The 18,516-nt window shown below is 33.7% G+C and carries 19 protein-coding genes and 1 pseudogene; 7 read left to right on the forward strand and 13 right to left on the reverse strand.

Annotated features, from left to right (window positions below; translation table 11 throughout):
* Window positions 1-4: 4 nt before the first annotated feature.
* The gene (gene purE / locus FPB0191_RS07650) at window positions 5-535 is read right to left on the reverse strand and encodes a 5-(carboxyamino)imidazole ribonucleotide mutase (protein ID WP_039106890.1); all 531 of its coding nucleotides are present in this window, start codon (window positions 533-535) and stop codon (window positions 5-7) included.
* Window positions 536-901: 366 nt separating this feature from the next.
* Here purE and FPB0191_RS07655 point away from each other — a divergent pair, with 366 nt between their 5' ends.
* Window positions 902-1,399, forward strand: coding sequence for a single-stranded DNA-binding protein (locus tag FPB0191_RS07655; RefSeq protein ID WP_039105114.1), 498 nt, complete (start codon window positions 902-904; stop codon window positions 1,397-1,399).
* Between the two features lie 342 nt (window positions 1,400-1,741).
* Here the strand turns inward: FPB0191_RS07655 and ubiB are convergent, their stop codons facing one another.
* The 7 genes from ubiB to trxA form a co-directional block, all read right to left on the reverse strand.
* On the reverse strand, window positions 1,742-3,286 hold the full coding sequence (gene ubiB / locus FPB0191_RS07660) for a ubiquinone biosynthesis regulatory protein kinase UbiB (RefSeq protein WP_082018279.1): 1,545 nt from the start codon (window positions 3,284-3,286) through the stop codon (window positions 1,742-1,744).
* Between the two features lie 12 nt (window positions 3,287-3,298).
* On the reverse strand, window positions 3,299-4,081 hold the full coding sequence (gene ubiE, locus FPB0191_RS07665) for a bifunctional demethylmenaquinone methyltransferase/2-methoxy-6-polyprenyl-1,4-benzoquinol methylase UbiE (protein ID WP_039105116.1): 783 nt from the start codon (window positions 4,079-4,081) through the stop codon (window positions 3,299-3,301).
* A gap of 187 nt (window positions 4,082-4,268) precedes the next feature.
* Window positions 4,269-5,204: a multifunctional transcriptional regulator/nicotinamide-nucleotide adenylyltransferase/ribosylnicotinamide kinase NadR gene (nadR, locus tag FPB0191_RS07670; RefSeq protein ID WP_052236867.1), complete on the reverse strand. Its 936-nt coding sequence runs from the start codon at window positions 5,202-5,204 to the stop codon at window positions 4,269-4,271.
* Between the two features lie 241 nt (window positions 5,205-5,445).
* Entirely contained in the window at window positions 5,446-6,555 is a 1,110-nt protein-coding gene (locus FPB0191_RS07675) for a TrmH family RNA methyltransferase (RefSeq protein WP_052236868.1), read from the reverse strand.
* A 14-nt stretch (window positions 6,556-6,569) separates the two neighbouring features.
* Window positions 6,570-6,992 carry a transcription antitermination factor NusB gene (gene nusB, locus FPB0191_RS07680; protein ID WP_039105118.1) on the reverse strand — a complete coding sequence of 141 codons (423 nt, stop codon included), beginning with the start codon at window positions 6,990-6,992 and terminating at the stop codon, window positions 6,570-6,572.
* A 3-nt stretch (window positions 6,993-6,995) separates the two neighbouring features.
* Window positions 6,996-7,466, reverse strand: a complete 471-nt coding sequence (gene ribH / locus FPB0191_RS07685; protein ID WP_039105120.1) for a 6,7-dimethyl-8-ribityllumazine synthase — start codon at window positions 7,464-7,466, stop codon at window positions 6,996-6,998.
* Between the two features lie 296 nt (window positions 7,467-7,762).
* Window positions 7,763-8,089, reverse strand: a complete 327-nt coding sequence (gene trxA / locus FPB0191_RS07690; RefSeq protein WP_039105121.1) for a thioredoxin TrxA — start codon at window positions 8,087-8,089, stop codon at window positions 7,763-7,765.
* Window positions 8,090-8,257: 168 nt separating this feature from the next.
* Here trxA and rhlB point away from each other — a divergent pair.
* A pseudogene (gene rhlB, locus FPB0191_RS07695) lies at window positions 8,258-9,524 on the forward strand (ATP-dependent RNA helicase RhlB).
* Between the two features lie 172 nt (window positions 9,525-9,696).
* On the opposite strand, the gene FPB0191_RS07700 reads toward rhlB, so the two are convergent.
* The 4 genes from FPB0191_RS07700 to FPB0191_RS07715 are packed head-to-tail and all read right to left on the reverse strand — an operon-like array spanning window position 9,697 to window position 11,491.
* The gene (locus FPB0191_RS07700; protein WP_039105124.1) at window positions 9,697-10,011 is read right to left on the reverse strand and encodes a type IV pilus modification PilV family protein; all 315 of its coding nucleotides are present in this window, start codon (window positions 10,009-10,011) and stop codon (window positions 9,697-9,699) included.
* A complete protein-coding gene (locus FPB0191_RS07705) occupies window positions 10,001-10,480 on the reverse strand; it encodes a DUF2509 family protein (RefSeq protein ID WP_039105126.1) in 480 nt (159 codons plus the stop codon). The genes FPB0191_RS07700 and FPB0191_RS07705 overlap by 11 nt, the downstream gene beginning before the upstream one ends.
* Window positions 10,458-11,015 carry a prepilin peptidase-dependent protein gene (locus FPB0191_RS07710; protein ID WP_039105128.1) on the reverse strand — a complete coding sequence of 186 codons (558 nt, stop codon included), beginning with the start codon at window positions 11,013-11,015 and terminating at the stop codon, window positions 10,458-10,460. The genes FPB0191_RS07705 and FPB0191_RS07710 overlap by 23 nt, the downstream gene beginning before the upstream one ends.
* Window positions 11,009-11,491 (reverse strand): prepilin-type N-terminal cleavage/methylation domain-containing protein, encoded by a 483-nt coding sequence (locus tag FPB0191_RS07715; RefSeq protein WP_039105130.1) that lies wholly within the window; start codon window positions 11,489-11,491, stop codon window positions 11,009-11,011. The genes FPB0191_RS07710 and FPB0191_RS07715 overlap by 7 nt, the downstream gene beginning before the upstream one ends.
* A gap of 401 nt (window positions 11,492-11,892) precedes the next feature.
* Between FPB0191_RS07715 and epmA the strand changes: the two genes are divergently transcribed.
* Both epmA and rmuC read left to right on the forward strand, forming a co-directional pair.
* Window positions 11,893-12,879: an elongation factor P--(R)-beta-lysine ligase gene (epmA, locus tag FPB0191_RS07720; protein ID WP_039105131.1), complete on the forward strand. Its 987-nt coding sequence runs from the start codon at window positions 11,893-11,895 to the stop codon at window positions 12,877-12,879.
* Window position 12,880: 1 nt separating this feature from the next.
* A complete protein-coding gene (rmuC, locus tag FPB0191_RS07725; protein WP_052236869.1) occupies window positions 12,881-14,215 on the forward strand; it encodes a DNA recombination protein RmuC in 1,335 nt (444 codons plus the stop codon).
* A 447-nt stretch (window positions 14,216-14,662) separates the two neighbouring features.
* On the opposite strand, the gene FPB0191_RS07730 is transcribed toward rmuC, so the two are convergent.
* Window positions 14,663-15,484, reverse strand: a complete 822-nt coding sequence (locus tag FPB0191_RS07730; protein ID WP_039105132.1) for a Cof-type HAD-IIB family hydrolase — start codon at window positions 15,482-15,484, stop codon at window positions 14,663-14,665.
* 254 nt (window positions 15,485-15,738) lie between these two features.
* Between FPB0191_RS07730 and FPB0191_RS07735 the strand changes: the two genes are divergently transcribed.
* Genes FPB0191_RS07735 through FPB0191_RS07745 form a run of 3 tightly spaced genes read left to right on the forward strand, consistent with a single transcriptional unit; the run spans window position 15,739 to window position 18,475 of the window.
* Window positions 15,739-16,719, forward strand: a complete 981-nt coding sequence (locus FPB0191_RS07735; protein WP_039105133.1) for a mannose/fructose/sorbose PTS transporter subunit IIA — start codon at window positions 15,739-15,741, stop codon at window positions 16,717-16,719.
* A 23-nt stretch (window positions 16,720-16,742) separates the two neighbouring features.
* The gene (locus tag FPB0191_RS07740) at window positions 16,743-17,546 is read left to right on the forward strand and encodes a PTS mannose/fructose/sorbose transporter subunit IIC (RefSeq protein ID WP_039105135.1); all 804 of its coding nucleotides are present in this window, start codon (window positions 16,743-16,745) and stop codon (window positions 17,544-17,546) included.
* Window positions 17,547-17,563: 17 nt separating this feature from the next.
* Entirely contained in the window at window positions 17,564-18,475 is a 912-nt protein-coding gene (locus tag FPB0191_RS07745) for a PTS system mannose/fructose/sorbose family transporter subunit IID (RefSeq protein ID WP_039105137.1), read from the forward strand.
* Window positions 18,476-18,516 lie beyond the last annotated feature (41 nt).

Genomic DNA, 18,516 nt, shown 5'->3' on the forward strand with positions numbered 1-18,516 from the left:
GTAATTAAATAATCCGCGGATCTGGATTGGCAAGCACTTCCTTTGTCTGTGCTTCTCTAAATAGTACTAATTTATTAAAAATAATCGGATCATTAATTGCTAAAATTTGTGTTGCTAGTAATGCGGCATTTGCTGCACCAGCTTTACCAATAGCTAATGTACCTACTGGAATTCCTTTAGGCATTTGAACGATAGAATACAAACTATCTACACCACTTAAGGCAGCACTTTGGACGGGGACACCTAATACAGGCACCAAGGTTTTTGCTGCTAGCATTCCTGGTAAATGGGCTGCCCCTCCTGCTCCAGCAATAATCACTGCGAACCCATTACTTTTAGCTTTTTCAGCAAAATCAAATAACTTATCGGGTGTTCTATGTGCTGAAACAATCTCAACATGAAAAGAAATATCCAGTTGAGTCAGTATCTCTGCAGCGTGTTGCATGGTTTCCCAATCACTTTTCGACCCCATCACAATAGCAATTTTAGATTGGACTTTTGAATCAGACGAATTCGTTAATGACGTTTTAGGCATAATCATTCTTTTTATCATTTCAAAGAGCCTTATTATAAATAAAATACTTTTCCAGTATAGAGATTATTCAATATATTTTCTTAATATCGAATGTTTTAAAACAATAATTTTGTTTAAAGGAATATTCATTTAACTCATAGATATATTCGGTTAATGATTTCAATATCATGAACGTATTATGCATATTTGCTATATCAAGCACAAATTTAAAATAATCATTTGGTTAATCAATTTAAATTTATAGTGAATATCACAAAAAGTAGGCAGTAATCACAAATACTATTAGCAATAACAATCGCACATGTTACAATAATGAACAATATTAAAAAATGTTATAATATTTTAAAAACGTTTAGGAGTTTATCAATGGCAAGTCGAGGTATTAATAAAGTCATTTTAGTAGGTAATTTGGGACAAGATCCTGAAGTTCGTTATTTACCTAATGGTGGCGCTGTAACTAATATTAGCGTTGCAACATCCGAAACGTGGAAAGATAAACAAACTGGCGAACAAAAAGATCGTACTGAATGGCATAGAGTTGTAATTTTTGGCAGATTAGCCGAAATTGCAGGCGAATATCTCAAAAAAGGCTCACAAGTTTATATTGAAGGTCAATTGCAAACTCGCAAATGGCAAGATCAATCTGGTATAGATCGCTATACGACTGAAATCGTAGTTAATATTGGTGGTACTTTACAAATTTTAGGTAGTCGTAACACTAACTTTGATGATAGCCCTCAACAAAATTGGGGACAAAGTGCAAACAATATGCCATCAGCCCCTGTTGCTCGTCAACCCGTTCCACAGCAACCGATTCCTTCGAATGAACCACCTATTGATTTTGATGACGATATACCGTTTTAAAAAAATTTCAACCGTGGTTTTAAACAAACTTGAACGCTATTTTAGCGTTCATTTTTTTGTCATTAAATAACCAGTCATTATAGAAAAGCATGATTTTGTGAATGGACAATAGATATTATCATGATGAAAACTTGTGAAAGTTAAGTTAAAGTTATGATATTGCTATCAAAATATTATCTTTTTTAATACAGAATAAGCTCATTTCTATAACTACAAATTCCATTACCTATTTTTCTATATACTCAATATATTATATCAAGATCGCAAACCACACCCAGTATAGGTATGGTATGCTCTTATAATAACACTAAGAACATATTTCATTTTTATAGTTTAAACAATTTAAAAACTAAAATAGTTAAGACCTAAAGCTACAATAATAATAACAGCTATTATGTAATTTAATCGCCTTTGCCTGATTTGATTTTGCCGCAGCTGTTGATTAATTTCTAACAATTGTTGATTAAGCTGTTTAGTGGTTAGCTCATAATTTTTAATTTTATTTGGCAAATCAGGTAATAAACTGTGCCACTGTGGTAGTGAATGCACAACATTTTTGGCTAGATGTAAAGGGCTAATTTGTTCTTGATACCAAGCCTCTAAAAATGGTTTTGCTGTTGACCATAAGTCTAATTGAGGATAAAGCCTACGTCCCAACCCTTCAATATAAAACAGCGTTTTTTCTAATAATACAAGTTGTGGTTGGATTACCATATCAAATTGACGTGCAACTTTAAATAAATTAAATAAAATTTGCGCAAATGAAATTTCACCCAGCGATTTTTCAAAAATTGGATCACAAACTTCACGCATAGCCAATTCTAATGAAAATATATCTGTATGTTCAGGAACCCAACCCGATTCAATATATAATTCGGCAATTTTGTAATAATCACGATTAAAAAAAGCAATGAAATTTTTAGCCAGAAAGTGTTGATCTTCTTTACTTAGTTCACCCATGATCGCACAATCAATTCCTATATAACGAGGATTTATCGGATCTGTGGCATCAATGAAGATGTTACCGGGATGCATATCAGCATGGAATAAATTATCGCGAAACACTTGAGTAAAAAAAGTATTTACCCCTCGCTCGGCTAATAATTTCATATTAACACCACGTTCTATTAGGGCTGACATATCATTAATCGGAATGCCAGATATACGTTCTTCAACCATTACATTAGTCCGACACAATTCGCGATAAACATAAGGTATATAAAGCATATCGCTATTAAGAAAATTATGCCGTAAACGCTTGGTATATTCAGCTTCACGCAAAAGGTTTAATTCATTTAAAATCGTTCTTTCATAATCCCTTACCACTTCCTGTAATCGTAATCGTTTAGCATCTGGATTAGCATTTTCAATTCGATTAGCAAACCAGTACATCAACGATGTGTCGGCTAAAATAAGCGGTTGGATATTAGGACGAATAACTTTAATAATAACATCTGCACCACTAGATTTAAGTTTAGCTGTGTGAATTTGAGCGATGGATGCTGAAGCTAAAGGTGTTAAGCAAAAATCCGTAAATAAACTCTCAATTGGCACGGATAAAGACTGTTCAATAATTTGTTGAGCTAAGTGACCATCAAATGGTGCAACATTATCTTGTAGCTGTGAAAGTGAATGTAATAGATCGTCCGACAATAAGTCCTGACGGGTAGAGAGCATTTGACCAAACTTAATCCAAATCGGTCCTAATTCTTGTAATGCTAATTTTAAACGCTCACCACCAGTGCTATTCTTCGCTTTTTTTCTTACCCAAAATAGTGAAGCTAACACTATTTTAAATCGTTTAGGTAATAATGATTTTGGTAATAATTCAACTAATTGATAAGCACGAAATACTGCCAAAATTTGGTATAGCCGCCAATACTTCATCCGTATCCTCAATTAAAATTTAAAACCAATATGCAAAGCAACAATTCCACCCGTCATATTATGATATTGCACATCTCTGAATCCGGCTTCTTCCATCATTTTTTTTAATTTCAATTGATCGGGATGCATACGAATGGATTCGGCTAAATACCGATAACTATCGGCGTCATTGGCTACAATTTTTCCCATTAGTGGTAACATGGAAAAGGAGTACAGATCATAAGCTTTATTCAATAATTTATAATCAGGCTTAGAAAATTCCAAAATTAACAATCGCCCACCTGGTTTTAAAACTCGCCACATAGATTTGAGCGCTTTATCTTTATTGGTAACATTACGTAAACCAAATGAAATCGTTATGCAGTTAAAACTATTATCAGCAAATGGCAAGGCTTCAGCATTCGCTTGAACATATTCGATATTCTTGAATAGCCCTTTATCGCGTAATTTTTCACGCCCCACTTTTAGCATTGATTCATTGATATCAGCTAACACCACGAGCCCGTCATCACCAACTAATTGTGAGAATTTAGCTGTTAAATCACCTGTTCCACCTGCTAAATCTAATACTTTTTGCCCGCGTCTTACACTACTGTATTCAATCGTAGTTTTCTTCCAAAGGCGATGAATACCAAATGACATTAAATCATTCATGACATCATATTTATCAGCAACCGAATGAAACACTTCGGCTACACGTTTTTCTTTCTCTTGTTTTGGGATTTGTGTATATCCAAAATCAATAGTTTCTTGATTATGTTGGTCATTTGACTGTGGATTAGAAGTATTTGGCATAGTAAATTATCGTAAAATAGTTTTGCGTTATTTTAACATAATGACGAAAACTGTACTACATCATTTAAAATAATCAAAATCACAATATCTTTGGCTATATCTATCTTTTTTATAATCATGATTCACATAAAAAGTGTCAAATCATGTATTTACTAACTCATGATATATACACAATAGAAACTAAATTCTAATTTAATTGATTTCTCACTTGTTCAAGAACTGCTTCAAAAATCGATAATTGGCTATGTTTCGAATTAAAATCATGATAATTAATGACTAAGTCAAAAGGGTATTTATTAATTAATTCATTTAGCGTTTGATCTTCTTTATGAAACATGTTCTGAAAAGACTGCTGTAACGTAACAAAATCAAGCGCAGTAAATAATACCCTATTTGCATTTAGTGCAGCTTCATCAATACGTTGAGCTTGTAATTTAGCTATTCGAATATAATCATCAGCGGTTACTGATATAGGTATCTTTCCATAGTGATCATAGTGAAAATAATTACTATATCCATTATTAACATAAACGGTATTAAAAATATTAGCCAATTGTTGAGCAATCTCATCAAATTGATTTTGTTTACTCACTAGAGCAATTTTGGTAACAAAAAAAGGTCTGGCAGCCTTGGCAAGATATTGCCAGTTTTTGTAAGGGTTATCCCGAATCTGAGTAGCGCTAATATTAATAAAATCTCGATTTACATCTATTAGTTTTACTGTGCAATGAAAAAAACGCTCATATTCAACAACATCTTGCTGTTCACTGGTAAAAATGACCGTTGGTTTCACTTGATGCTTGGCTAAAATTGCTTTTACACGATCACTCCAATCTCTCCAACCATTTGGATAATACGCAATTCCCTCTTCATTTAATACATGGATGTAGATATTTTGATGATTTTGGAAGGTTCTTTTTAACCAATAAAATCTATCACTTACTTGCGGTTGTCTTGGCATATGACTTGCTTCAAACAACTTCAAATCGCGAAGTTGCTCACAACCTAAAAAAACATGTAACACTTCCACTTGTGTTATTGCTTTCTCAATTAGGTAGATATGACCACAATGTAATGGATAAAATTTCCCAAAAATAACACCTATTTTGCATTTAGTTTTCATAATATTGTGATACATTTTATAATTTAGAAGCGCTCTTTATTCTTTATATAATACAATGTATCTAAAATAGATTCTATTTTAAAGTTAAAAGATATGTTTGAATTAATTGTTTAAAACATTTTTTTTTAAATTAAAAGTCGTTATACGGTGTCAGTAAATTAATATTGAAATGGAAAAGGGCATCATATTAGACACCCTTTTTAATACTTTGATTGTTACCTAATGACTAGTAAACTAATTGCTATTTAGCATTTGTGCTGGTCAGTTTAGTTAATAAAATGCCAGTTAAAACTGAGATGTTTAATGCAGGCATAATATCACTACCGGGTAAATAGACAATCTTATCAGCAAAATTGGCCAGTTTAGTGTTAATCTGTTGAAAAATGACAAACACAGTCTTAGCCGACACAGATAATTTAGCCAAATTTTCCGCTTTTAGTGAATTGATTTTACACGGTAACAAGGCAATGATTTGATAGCCTTGTTGTTTAAATTGATCAAGTGAAGCAATAAAATCATCCGCATGTATAGGCTCAAGATACTCAGAACCCCCCTCGGAAACCCGAAGACAAGCACCATTATCTAATAGGTCAGGCTGTCTTAGTAATAATCCATTCACATTAAAAAATGCTGCTGTTCGAGCTATAGCACCTAAATTATGCGGATTATTGATATCATCAATTGCTAGGACATAATTCTTCTTATCATCGATATGTTGTGATAGATAATTACCAGTCGATAATGTTGCACGTTTTTTCACAATTAAACAAACCCCACCATGATGCGGTGTTTGGGCTATTTTGTTCATTCGTTCTTCATCAATAATGTCATAGCCGAGGCGATGTTCAACTAACCATGCAATTAAGGCTTTAAATTCATAGGTTTTTTCTTCTAAAAAAAACGCTTTAATTATTGATTCTGGACGCTTTGCAAAAACTGCTTTACAACTATTTTCGCTATACACTAGAGTTTCTTGCTTGCGTTGTCGTCGTACCTGTTGCTCAAATGATGCGGGATGATCATTCTCAAAGGTATTCAATTGCTCAGATTTTTGTACCCGACTTTTCCATGGCGAATCAGTTGATGTAGCAAGATGACGTGTACGAGGTTTAAATGTCTCAATACGATTATCATTTTCTCGATGATTATGGGAACGATCGGCTCGTCCAGTACCTTGATACGGTTTTCTGGATTCATTTCGTTTAGCAAATGAAGATTGAGACTGTTTATCACGCTCTGTTTTAGAACGTTTATTAGGTTTATTTACATTTGATTTAGTGGCGTAAAAAACAGTTGGTTTTGCTTTATCTTCGGTTAATGGATTGCCATTTGATGACGATTGGTCATTCATAATATTCTCACAATTTAACGGGTTCTGATCGTTGGCGCAACTTTGTCAAGCACACCATTAATAAATTTATGACTATCTTCAGCGCCAAAAGTCTTAGTAAGATCAATTGCCTCATTAATAACAACTTTATAAGGTACATCTTCTCGTTTTAATAATTCATAAACGGCGATTCTTAAGATGGCATGTTCAACAAAACCTAATTCATCTAAACTACGCTCGTTAAGAAAGCTTTCCATTTTTGTGTCCAGTTCACTGCTATGAGAAATAACACCATGCAATAATTCGCGAAAATATTTTTTATCAACGCCTTTCATATCTTGTTCAGCCATGAAACTAGCTTCGATTTCAGATAAGTCATTTTTTGAAACTTGCCAAGAATAGATAGCTTGAACGGCACATTCGCGTGCTCGACGACGAGGATTAACATTAGTCGTCACAGTTTACCCCTTGATACGTTTTAAAGTGTTATACATCTCAAGTGCTGTTAATGCAGCTTCAGCACCTTTATTGCCAGCCTTTGTGCCAGCTCTTTCAATTGCTTGTTCAATATTTTCAGTGGTTAAAATCCCAAAACCAACAGGAATAGAATAATCCAAACTAGTAGATAATAAACCTGAACTTGATTCACCGGCCACATAATCAAAATGGGCAGTGCTACCACGTATTACCGTACCTAATGCAACAATAGCATCATATTGCTTACTTTCGGCAACTGCTTTTGCTGTTAAAGGAATTTCATAAGCACCAGGAACTTTGATTATCACAATATTTTCATCTGCTACCTGACCGATACGTTTTAACGCATCAACAGCCCCTTCAACTAGGCTGTCATTAATAAAATGATTAAATCGAGCAACAATAATCGCGACTTTTGCTTCTGGCGCGGCCACTTGCCCTTCAATAATTTGCATGATTATTCCTCAAAATATCTTCAACTAATCTTAACTGATTAGCCTTAATAACCAATAAAATCCATTAAAAGGCAATTTTAACATATATTCTATATTTCGCTATGTCGATTTTTGTGCGTCACTATTAAAAGATTAAAAAATAATTTTAATGATCAATTAAAAAAACTAATCTGGAATAATTAGGAAGGAAATAGAGTAAAAAATTTTGTGGATTAAGATTTAAAATTACTAACGAATAGCGCAATTAACGAACCACACGGTAATAAACCATGTGGTTCTCATAAATTATTAACTAATTAAAGATGGTTATCTAAAAAAGTTTTTAATTGAAGTTTAGATAAAGCGCCTACCTGAGTAGCAATAACTTGACCTTCTTTAAATAACAGTAAAGTTGGAATACCTCGAATACCGAATTTAGGTGAAATTGACGGATTCTGATCAACATTTAACTTAGCAATTATCACTTTATCAGCATATTCTTGGGCTACTTCTTCCAATATTGGAGCAATCATTTTACAAGGACCACACCAATCCGCCCAAAAATCGACTAAAACTGGTTTATTTGCTTCTGTTATAGTTTTCTCAAAATTTGCTTCTGTTACAGAAATAATTGCGTTACTCATTTTGTTCTCCGTTGTTATATGCGTTAACTTTAGCTATCACAATTTTAGGTCAACTCTAAATTTTTCACTATCAATTAATATGATAGGGGGTAATAATTGGTGCGAGTTTAAACGTGTATGTGATATAATATTAAAATTGATCGAAATAAGGATAATTTAAATATTTCTATGACGCAATCTTATCTCACTAAAACTGAGTTTAGCCAGTTGCCACTGCATCCGCTTGTATTAACAGCATTACAAAAAAATGGTTTCCAATATTGTACGCCTATTCAAGAGAAATCTTTACCTTTTACAACAAAAGGATTAGACATTGCTGGACAAGGTCAAACAGGGACGGGCAAAACGATCGCATTTCTTACTGCGACATTTAATTATTTATTAAATCACCCGCCTGTTGAAAAGCATAAAATTAACCAACCTCGTGCTGTAATCATTGCCCCAACTCGTGAGTTAGTGGTTCAAATTCATTCTGATGCGCAAATGTTAGCTGAAACAACCGGTTTAAAATTGGGAGTAGCATTTGGTGGTGATGGCTATGAAAAACAATTAAAAACACTGGCAGACGGTGTAGATATTTTAATTGCGACTACCGGCAGATTGATTGATTATGCGAAACAGGATTATGTTAATTTACAAGCTATCCAAGTTGTAGTATTAGATGAAGCTGATCGCATGTTTGATTTAGGATTTATTCGTGATATCCGTTGGCTTTTTCGTCATATGACTCCGCCTAAAGAGCGATTAACCATGTTATTTTCTGCCACACTCTCCCATAATGTGCGTGAACTTGCTTTCGAACATATGAATGATCCCCAGTATATTGAAGTTGAACCTGAGCAAAAAATTGGACATCGAATCAAAGAGGAACTCTTTTTCCCATCAGATGAAGATAAACTAGCTTTGTTACAAACATTGTTAGAAGAAGAGTGGCCGGAACGTTGTATTATTTTTGCTAATACTAAAGTTACCTGTGAAAAAATCTGGCGCCATTTGTGTGCTGACGGATTACGAGTAGGGTTATTAAACGGTGATATTGCTCAGAAAAAACGTTTAGCGGTATTAGATAAATTTACTCAAGGTGATTTGGATATTCTTGTCGCAACCGATGTTGCTGCTCGTGGACTACATATTCCTCATGTAACTCATGTATTTAATTACGATCTCCCTGATGACTGTGATGATTATCGACATCGTATTGGTCGTACGGGGCGAGCGGGTGAAAAAGGATTTTCAATTTCTTTTGCCTGTGAACGTTATGCTCCCAACCTAACTGCAATAGAAACAGTGATTGGTCACGCTATTCCTGTTAGTCATTATGACCCAAGCGCTTTATTAACTGATTTACCTAAACCAAAACCACCTAAACCTTATAATGGAAGACGGCATAAACGGTCTACCATTAAACCGTAGTTATAACGCGAATTTTCATTAAAAGAGTCAATATGACTCTTTTTTATTTCGATAATATAATCAATTTTAATTTTAGCTATCACTAGGATTATTTACCAAACGCTATCGCTCTAGTTATCAGATTATTTATTACTAATGCCCTTAAATCTCAATATCAATTAAAATCCATTGCAAATATTTAAAGAACCTTATTTCTAATGACAGAACCAACGTTGTTGATTAATCTCATGCATATAATCAGTATAAATTGTTACTTTTACAATTTGGCATTGCAGATAAGGGATTTGAATTATTTGATAATTCCAATTAGATGGCATCTTAATTGTCGTTGTGTCGGGATAACGTTCTAAAATTTCAAACGCTATGGTTTGCGCATTATTTTTAGCCTTTGCCTGCCACATCATTGTGGTTAACGTAGTCTGAAATTGAATGAATCCAACCATAACAATTGAAAACAATAATATTGCTATTAATAGCTCAAATAAACTAAAACCATCATTATGATTCACAGTATTGACTCCGATTATTCGGGCAATAATCTAACCAATGCCCTAATGTCAGCTTTAATTTGGCATTATTATAGGTAGCTAAATGATAGAGTTTAAACTGAGAAGATTCGCCTTTAATAATAACGTAATTTTCTGCGACTAAATTGGCAAGTTTAATACATGCTGAAAGTTGATAGGAAGCTAATGTTTGACACTGCCAGAGCTCAGTTGGTGGAGACCAATTTTGTAACGTAGCCCACTCAATAGAGGATTGCGCTTGATTGAAATGATAATAATACTGTTGATATTGAATGTAATCCTTCTGCCAAGAAGATGATATATAGCTATATGTTTTGATAATTACCATCCCTAAAGCCAATATAATCAAAACCATTAATAAAGTACTAAATCCCCTTTCACCTTGATGTAGTTTGAATAACATTTCTTTATTATTTAGAACTTCAGATTTATATATTTTCTGTTTTAACATAATGAGTCGTTGAATAGGTTATAAAATTGTTGGACTTTAGTCGTACTGATAAATCTATTGCAACAAAATGCGAGTAAAGTAAAATTTTAAATCTGGTCACTTCTATTTCATTGCTATCAAATAATCTTTCCCAATCTCGTCCTTTACAATTTGGAATACCCAACCGATAAACGATATTCTTTTGATAATAACGATACACAAAAATATCGGAATCACTTTTATTATATTTATCTTCGCGCCATTCACCTCTACGATAAAGATCATAACGAATCATAATACATTGCTTATCATTTGATATTACTATTGGTGATTTAGTTAAATTTGTTAATTGATTAGCAATAAACCCAGCACGTTTAATATCTTTAATTAAACCAGATAATACCTGATTAACACTTTCTTCGAGCCGATATTGTTGATAAAAAATCAGGCTATCCATCTGCATTTTTGGATAAAATGCCATAATAACTATCATGAGGATTGATGTTAAAATGATGGCTAATAACATCTCAATTAAACTAAAACCAGCTTTTAACATTTCGGAAATCCTGCTAATTGCATCGCATATGCACAATAACGGATACGTCCACGCGTTGAAATAATTATTCGGCTCTCGCCTATATCATTTTTCAATTTAATCGTCTCTGGCTGTGCCATACACCTTCGCCCATGAAATATCGACAATAGATCATTATTCTTATTCAGGATTTCGACTTGGTTGTTAGGATTAATAAACTGGAAAAAAATTTGATCATGATCGTTTTGTTCATTATCAATTACAATTAATCGCCAAGGTTGATCTTCTTCTTTAATGATATAAATGGCATTATTTCGATTTTGGAAATTAGCATTACTTTTAACTTGGTTTAGGAAGGTAACTAATGCTAACGTTGTATTCCTTAATTCACTACGCAATTGAAATTCACGCCAATTAACGATTGCTATAGTAAACATAACCGAACTGATGACGACAACAATTAATAATTCAAATAAAGAAAATCCTTTTTGTTGCATAACTCACTCACATTAACCTCATTGCTATAACCCTAACTTATAATTGATACTAAAAATATGAAAAAAAGGTATTAATGCGAGTTATTTCGAAAAGATGAATCATTTTTTTACGACCAACCTCATTAATGCTATTGTATTTAGCAATTAATTGTAATTTATTCGTAATTTGCTATGTTTTTAACCTTATTTCTATGTATGAATGGTAATTTAATTTAAATCCGCTAAAATTAGCTGTTTACAGTTTTGATGTTTGCTAAATAAAGCCTATATCAGGCATAAAAAGCTAACATATTGATGATAATTGAGATTATAATTCGGATTTTTGCTTATTAGCATTCTTTATTTATACTTATTAAAAGTGCTTTGAACTACCCTGATTTATTACAAGAGATAATTTATTTATGTTAAACCCCGAAAATTGGCAACCAACAGCTACCATTGATTTACTATTAAAACGTGCCAAAGTTGTTAAACAGATTCGAAACTTTTTTGCAGATCGTTGCATTCTTGAAGTTGAAACCCCAATTTTAAGTCATGCTGCGGTTACTGATGTACAACTTAGTTCTTTTCAAACCATTTTTACAAAACCGGGAATTGTAGATTTGGAAAAAGGGGAAAAACTATTTCTTATTACAAGCCCAGAATATCACATGAAAAGGCTAATTGCAGCAGGCAGTGGCCCCATTTACCAAATCTGTAAGTGTTTCCGTAATGATGAGGAAATAGGTCGTTATCATAATCCAGAATTCACCATGTTAGAATGGTATCGAACTCAATTTGATATGATGCAAATGATCAATGAGGTTGACGATTTGTTACAACAAATTTTGGATACAGAACCTGCTGAATATGTTAGTTATCAAAATGTGTTTTTAAAATATTTATCCATTGATCCGCTTGAAGCCAATAAAGAAACGCTAATTAGTGCAGTGCAGAAATTAAATATTGGTTTTAATACAGATAATTGCGATCGCGATACTTTGTTACAAGTATTATTTACCTTTGGTATTGAACCAAATATCGGGCGTGAAAAACCAACAGTCGTTTATCATTTCCCAGCATCACAAGCAGCATTAGCAGAACTAAATAGTGAAGACCAACGTACAGCACGACGTTTTGAGTTTTATTATAAGGGTGTTGAATTGGCTAACGGTTTTAAGGAATTAACTAATGCAAAAGAACAAAGGGCACGCTTTGAACTGGATAATCAACAACGAATAACTAAAGGGTTACCTACTCAACCTATTGATGAATTTTTATTATCGGCAATGCAGGCAGGACTCCCTGATTGCGCTGGAGTTGCATTAGGCTTAGATCGATTAATTATGTTAGCATTAGAACAAACTACTATAAGCCAAGCAATGAGTTTTAACATGGATAATGCTTGATATGATGACATCTCTAACTATGCTTGAAATTATTTTGGCAGGATTACTATTCCTTGCTTTACTAGTTTCAACCATTTTAATCATCAAATTGCGATTTAATTATCAAAATTACCATCAACTTTTTGAACTGCAATTAGATCAGAAGAATCATGAAAATCAGACACTTTTATCTGAAGTATCATTTTTACAACAAGAACTCAATCAACTTCGACAACAATATTTATTATTAAGTAATGAAGCGACAGAGCTTAAAACTCGATTAGAACAGAGTAATATCTTAGCGTTTGAAAAACAAAAAATTCTCGTGGAAAGCGAGCATCGATTAAATGAACAATTTGAAAATTTGGCTAATCGAATTTTCGATAATAGTGGCAAAAAAATCGACCAACAGAATAAACAAAGTTTAGATTATTTACTCTCTCCACTAAAAGAACAGTTAGAAGGATTCAAAAAGCAAGTCCAAGATAGTTTCAATATAGAAGCAAAAGAACGTCATACTCTGACATATGAAATCCGTAACTTACAAAAGTTAAATGAACAGATGTCAAAAGAGGCCGTTAACTTAACCAATGCCTTAAAAGGCAACAACAAAACTCAAGGTAATTGGGGTGAAGTTGTCTTAAATCGAATTCTAGAAAATTCCGGTTTACGTGAAAATCATGAATTTGAATTACAAGTTAGTTTAAACAATGAAAATAACCAACGTTTGCAACCTGATGTTATTGTTCATTTACCTCAAGGTAACGATGTTATTATTGATTCAAAGGTAGCATTAGTGGCTTATGAACGGTATTTTAATAGTGATGATGAACTTGAAAAAAATAAAGCCATATCTGAACATCTCGTTGCTATCCGTACTCATATTAAGCACCTTAGTCAGAAAGACTATCATAAACTTTGCGGAATTAACTCTCTAGATTATGTGCTTATGTTTATTCCTATTGAACCGGCGTTTTTAACGGCTGTAGATCGCGATCCGAATTTGATTAACGATGCCTTAAAAAGCAATATTATATTAGTAAGCCCGACTACTTTGCTAGTAGCCTTACGAACCATAAATAATTTATGGCGTTATGAATATCAAAATCGCCATGCTGAGCAAATTGCTGACAAAGCTAGCAAATTATATGACAAAGTTCGTGGATTTGTTGAAGATATGGAAGTATTAGGCAATAGCCTTAACAAAGCTCAACAGACTTACTCAAATTCTATGAATAAACTTACCAGTGGGCGTGGTAATATCATAGGTCAAATAGAGCAGTTCCGAGAAATGGGTATTGAAGTTAAAAAACCAATAAAGAGTGAAATTAGTGATAAGGCGATTACAGAATGTTAAAAAACTGATCTAAGCTCTATATGTTGTCATTACAAAATCCTTAATTATTATTACTAGTGTTTTGATTATATTATCTTTTTTGATTGAGAAGAAAATGTATATATGATTGTAAGTTATAGATACTAGACGCTTTAAACTGATAATTAATATTAAAGGAATCATACATCTGTATTTAAGGTTTTGCATCAGATAGATATTGAATTAAAAAGTGATTTAGAAGATTGATACAAAATGATAACTCATAACTGAGTGTATATAAGGAAAGATGCTTCAAAGATAATGAATTCAAGTACCGGTTATCGCTTAAATCGATTGATTTAAGAAACAAATCATTTAACCTATTTAATATGACTTAGATTAATAAAAGTATATTGCTAATCAATCCGCTATATTTGAATTGTTCACTAATCATTTGTACATCAATTTCTTATACACTCCTTATTCTACTTAATTAAGAACATACTGCTCGATTACTTGTGCAATGGCTGACTGATTATTCGTATATTCTGACACAACTTTTGCAGCTTCTTTAGCATCAGTAGTCGCATTAGCAACAGCTATACCTAATCCCGCTACTTCTAACATTGAAATATCATTATTATTATCGCCAATCGAAATCATTTCATCTTGATTGATACCTAACTCTTTAGCCAACTGTAATAAAGCGTTACCTTTGCTGACACCTTGACTATTAAATTCAATATAACGGTTACCTGAATAACTGATCGAAAATTGCGACAATGTCTCTTTAGTCATTTCTCGCTCTATGGTTTCAAGATATTGACGATCATTATTTTGGAATAGAATTTTTATAATTGTTTCATCTTTTAAGAAGTCAATATTGGGTTCAGGCAAAACAATGCAATTATCTAACCGTCCGGTCATATAATCTAGCTCTTCTTGAGTTGCGCGATAAATATATACCTTATCCAAAGTATAAATATGAAAACCAACATCATATCCTAGACCAATTTTAAATAATGTATTAGTTTGCTCAAAGGTAATACCTTGTTTAAATAATATTTTATTATCCTTATTTTCAGTAATTACCCCGCCGTTAAACGAAATAGTGTATTCTCCATGCTTATCAGCAAGATTTAACGTTCTAGCAACATTTTGAATATCTGTGTAACCACGCCCACTAGCTAAAACAAATTTAACCCCTAATTCACACACTTTTTTAATAGCATTATGATTTTCTGGTGAAACATGTTTTTCGTCGTTCAATAATGTTTCATCCATATCACAGGCAATTAATTTATACTTCATAGTTAAGCTTCCTTATTAATGTTATATACAAAACGCTAAATTACCGATTTTTAATAGGAAAAAGCTAATTTAGCTTTGTATAAATTTAATGGAAAATAGTAAAACTCTACTATTTTGACAAAAAATATAAAATTTTTAAGCAAAATTGTTTTAAAACCTGATCTAGAACACATAAAAACATCGCTAAATTGCTTAAACTCTAAGGTGATAGATTTTTATTTTAGTAGAAAGTCTCGTCGAAGAGGAGAAACAAAATGGTTGGAATTATCCTAGCAAGTCATGGTGATTTTGCACAAGGAATTTTACAATCAGGTACGATGATCTTTGGAGAACAAGAAAACGTTAAAGCCGTTACATTGCATCCTAGTGATAGTCCTGAAAGTCTGAAACAGCATATGGAAGATGCTATAGCAAGTTTTGACAATACTGAACAAATATTATTCCTTGTGGATTTGTGGGGTGGCACACCGTTTAATCAAGCTAATGGTTTATGCGCAATGCATCAAGATAAATGGGTGATAGTTTCAGGATTAAACTTACCCATGTTAATAGAAGCTTATTCAGCACGATTATCAGGAGAGAGTGCACAAGAAATAGCGGCTTCAATTATACAACCAGCACAAGAAGGAATTAAAACCACTTCAAATCAAATTACCACACAAAAAACAACAACAGTACCAAAATCTAATCATATTCCACCAGGTACTGTAGTTGGGAACGGTAAAATTAAAATTGTTCTCGCAAGAATTGACTCACGATTATTGCATGGTCAAGTTGCTACATCTTGGACACAATCAACCAAACCAAACCGAATTATTGTTGTTTCCGATTCCGTAGCTAAAGATGAATTACGTAAAAAACTCATACAAGAAGCAGCCCCACCGGGCGTAAAAGCTAATGTAATACCAATTAATAAAATGATCGAGATTGCCAAAGATCCTCGTTTTGGTAACACAAAGGCACTCTTATTATTCGAAAACCCTCAAGACGTTTTACGAACAATTGAGGGGGGCGTTGATATCAATACAGTTAATGTTGGATCAATGGCTCATTCAGTGGGTAAGGTGATGGTAAATAAAGTCCTATCATTGAATGCTGACGATGTTGCAACGTTTGATAAGCTTAAACAAATGAACATTAAATTTGATGTCCGCAAAGTGCCTAATGACTCGGCTAGTAATATGGATGAGTTACTGCAAAAAGCCAAAGACGGGCTAGCTGAACAAAATTTGTAATACTGAACTTAAGAGGTTTTATTATGACATTATCAATTTTCGCTATTGTATTAGTAATAATTATAGCGTTCCTTGCCGGTATGGAAGGTATTTTAGATCAGTTTCAATTTCATCAACCTTTAGTTGCCTGTTCATTAATTGGTTTAGTCACCGGTAATCTTGAACTTGGTGTTATGTTGGGTGGTTTTTTACAAATGATGGCTATGGGTTGGGCAAATATTGGCGCAGCAGTTGCACCCGATGCAGCTCTAGCCTCCGTTGCTTCTGCAATTATTTTGATATTAGGTGGTCAGGGCAAAGAAGGAATTGGAACAGCTATTGCTATTGCTACACCGTTAGCAGCTGCTGGACTTTTTCTAACCATGATCGTTCGCACGCTAGCTGTACCACTTGTTCACATGATGGATGCGGCAGCAGCAAAAGGAAATATTCGCAAAATTGAATTTTTGCAGGTTATTGGTATTTGTATGCAAGGACTACGTATTGCTATACCAGCGGCTGCATTGCTTTTTATTCCAGCACAAACTGTGAGAGACGCATTGGAATCAATGCCAACTTGGCTAACAAGAGGTATGGAAATTGGTGGAGGTATGGTTGTTGCCGTCGGCTATGCCATGGTAATTAATATGATGGCAAACAAAGAAGTTTGGCCATTTTTTATCATCGGCTTTGTGGTTGCGGCTATTTCTCAACTCACGCTAATCGCACTTGGTGCTTTAGGTATAGCTTTAGCGATTATTTATCTAAATCTTACAGAACGCGGCGGTTCTTCTAACGGCAGTAATAATACTGGCGACCCGCTTGATGATATTTTAAACGATTACTAAGAGTTAGGAGAATCAACATGGATCATAAAATTCAATTAACTAAAAAAGATCGTCTATCTGTAGCATGGCGCTCTACTTTTTTACAAGGTTCTTGGAACTATGAACGTATGCAAAATGGCGGTTGGGCATATTCCATGATACCTGCCATTAAGAAGCTATATACCACGCAAGCAGATCGGGCATCAGCTCTAAAACGTCATTTAGAATTTTTCAACACCCACCCTTATTTAGCTTCACCTATTTTAGGTGTGACTTTAGCACTAGAAGAAGAGCGCGCCAATGGTGCACCAGTCGATGATGTAACGGTGCAAGGGGTTAAAGTTGGTATGATGGGACCTTTAGCCGGTGTTGGCGATCCTGTATTTTGGTTTACAGTTCGTCCAATACTTGGTGCATTAGGTGCTTCACTAGCCATTGGAGGGAATGTCCTAGGCCCTATCCTATTTTTCCTTTTATGGAACATGATTCGTATTGGCTTTATGTGGTATACCCAAGAATTAGGTTATCGTACGGGAACTAAAATTACAGATAATTTATCTGGCGGATTGTTGCAAAAAATCACCAAAGGCGCTTCAATTTTAGGGATGTTTATCCTTGCGGCACTAGTTGAACGTTGGGTATCAATCAAGTTTAAACCCATAGTTTCAACCGCAGATTTATCTGAAGGTGCTTATATTGATTGGAGCAAAATTCCCTTTAACTCTAAAGGGTTACAAGAAGTACTGATTCAATTTAGAGATGGTCTATCATTAACTTCACACAAAATAACAACGCTACAAGATAATTTGGATCAACTCATTCCTGGCCTAGTTCCATTGCTTTTAACTTTCTTCTGTATGTGGTTATTGCGTTGCAAAGTACCGGCAATCGTTATCATATTAGGTTTGTTTATAGTTGGTATTTTGGGGCATGTTATTGGGTTATTGTAAGTTAATTTGCGGAGCATTATGCTCCGCTCTAATCTCAAAAT

The organism is Frischella perrara (genome assembly GCF_000807275.1).
Classification (GTDB): Bacteria; Pseudomonadota; Gammaproteobacteria; order Enterobacterales; family Orbaceae; genus Frischella; species Frischella perrara.

What these genes read in the sequence shown, in the direction of transcription:
- purE (WP_039106890.1), bottom strand. Translation starts at nt 535, where the DNA reads ATGCCTAAAACGTCATTAACGAATTCGTCTGATTCAAAAGTCCAATCT.
- FPB0191_RS07655 (WP_039105114.1), top strand. Translation starts at nt 902, where the DNA reads ATGGCAAGTCGAGGTATTAATAAAGTCATTTTAGTAGGTAATTTGGGA.
- ubiB (WP_082018279.1), bottom strand. Translation starts at nt 3,286, where the DNA reads ATGAAGTATTGGCGGCTATACCAAATTTTGGCAGTATTTCGTGCTTAT.
- ubiE (WP_039105116.1), bottom strand. Translation starts at nt 4,081, where the DNA reads ATGCCAAATACTTCTAATCCACAGTCAAATGACCAACATAATCAAGAA.
- nadR (WP_052236867.1), bottom strand. Translation starts at nt 5,204, where the DNA reads ATGAAAACTAAATGCAAAATAGGTGTTATTTTTGGGAAATTTTATCCA.
- FPB0191_RS07675 (WP_052236868.1), bottom strand. Translation starts at nt 6,555, where the DNA reads ATGAATGACCAATCGTCATCAAATGGCAATCCATTAACCGAAGATAAA.
- ribH (WP_039105120.1), bottom strand. Translation starts at nt 7,466, where the DNA reads ATGCAAATTATTGAAGGGCAAGTGGCCGCGCCAGAAGCAAAAGTCGCG.
- trxA (WP_039105121.1), bottom strand. Translation starts at nt 8,089, where the DNA reads ATGAGTAACGCAATTATTTCTGTAACAGAAGCAAATTTTGAGAAAACT.
- FPB0191_RS07705 (WP_039105126.1), bottom strand. Translation starts at nt 10,480, where the DNA reads ATGTTAAAACAGAAAATATATAAATCTGAAGTTCTAAATAATAAAGAA.
- FPB0191_RS07710 (WP_039105128.1), bottom strand. Translation starts at nt 11,015, where the DNA reads ATGTTAAAAGCTGGTTTTAGTTTAATTGAGATGTTATTAGCCATCATT.
- FPB0191_RS07715 (WP_039105130.1), bottom strand. Translation starts at nt 11,491, where the DNA reads ATGCAACAAAAAGGATTTTCTTTATTTGAATTATTAATTGTTGTCGTC.
- epmA (WP_039105131.1), top strand. Translation starts at nt 11,893, where the DNA reads ATGTTAAACCCCGAAAATTGGCAACCAACAGCTACCATTGATTTACTA.
- rmuC (WP_052236869.1), top strand. Translation starts at nt 12,881, where the DNA reads ATGATGACATCTCTAACTATGCTTGAAATTATTTTGGCAGGATTACTA.
- FPB0191_RS07730 (WP_039105132.1), bottom strand. Translation starts at nt 15,484, where the DNA reads ATGAAGTATAAATTAATTGCCTGTGATATGGATGAAACATTATTGAAC.
- FPB0191_RS07735 (WP_039105133.1), top strand. Translation starts at nt 15,739, where the DNA reads ATGGTTGGAATTATCCTAGCAAGTCATGGTGATTTTGCACAAGGAATT.
- FPB0191_RS07740 (WP_039105135.1), top strand. Translation starts at nt 16,743, where the DNA reads ATGACATTATCAATTTTCGCTATTGTATTAGTAATAATTATAGCGTTC.
- FPB0191_RS07745 (WP_039105137.1), top strand. Translation starts at nt 17,564, where the DNA reads ATGGATCATAAAATTCAATTAACTAAAAAAGATCGTCTATCTGTAGCA.